This is a genomic window from Roseovarius salinarum, assembly GCF_002834145.1.
Lineage (GTDB): Bacteria > Pseudomonadota > Alphaproteobacteria > Rhodobacterales > Rhodobacteraceae > Roseovarius > Roseovarius salinarum.
This window is the reverse complement of sequence record NZ_PHNT01000047.1, coordinates 1-972: the sequence shown is the minus strand read 5'-3', so window position 1 is coordinate 972 and position 972 is coordinate 1. Positions and strand designations below refer to the sequence as shown.

Here is a 972-nt window from a genome sequence, read left to right as displayed (position 1 = left end):
TGAGCAACTCCCCATCTCTTGGACAGGATTTGGCGTCATTTAAGCTACTCGTTGTACCTGTTCATCGGGTTGGTTGATTTCATTTTCGTGCCAGTAGACCACCGCGGGTGGCCTGCCGCCAAGGGCTGAGTGCGGGCGCTGTTGGTTGTAGAAGGTCATCCATTTCCGGATGCCGGCGCTCGCCTCCGAACCGGTCTCCCAAGCATGCAGATAGACGCACTCGTATTTAAGGGTCCGCCACAGCCGCTCGATGGGGATGTTGTTGAGGAAACGCCCCTTTCCGTCCATCGAGATGCGCACCCCGGTCCGGCGCAAGCGACCCGTCCAGGCGAAGGACGTTAACTGGCAGCCCTGATCGGTGTTCATGTTCCCGGGCGGGCCGAACTTGTGGATGGCCTCGTTCGGTGCCTCGACGCAGAACTCGGCCTCCAGCGCGTTCGAGATGCACCAGGCAAGGACTTTCCGGGTATGCCAGTCCATGACCGCGACGAGTATAGGAACCCGCGCCGCATCGGCAGGCAGGTGATGTCCGAGCACCAGACCTGGTTCGGACGATCCACGCGCAGACCTCTCGGCAGACAGGGACAGGTCTTGTGCCCCTTTTGCCGGCCTGCTTGTATTGGGCTTCTGGTAGATCGGCATCAGTCCCATAAGGCGCATCAGCCGACGTATCCGTTTCTCGTTCACCAGGTGCCCGTCGTTGCGCAGATGTCAGGTCATCTGCCGGACACCGAAGAAAGGCGTTTCCAGGAACTGCTCGTCGATCCGCCGCATCAGATCGAGGTTCTGCGCGGTCTCGCCCTTGGAGGTGTAGTAGAAGGACGAGCGCGCGATCGACAGCAGCTTGCACTGCTGGCCGATGGACAGCTGAACCGCCCCGGGTTTCCGAGAGGGTAAAACTCTCAGAGGATGACCGTTATGGAATCGAAGAAGAAGCACACCCCGACATACACGGCCGAGTTCCGCGAGCGC

The 972-nt window shown here is 60.2% G+C and carries 1 pseudogene; it reads right to left on the bottom strand.

Annotation, left to right across the window (positions count from 1 at the left end):
• Window positions 1-39 precede the first annotated feature (39 nt).
• A pseudogene (locus CEF10_RS16690) lies at window positions 40-870 on the bottom strand (IS3 family transposase); the annotation flags it as partial.
• Between the last annotated feature and the right edge of the window lie 102 nt (window positions 871-972).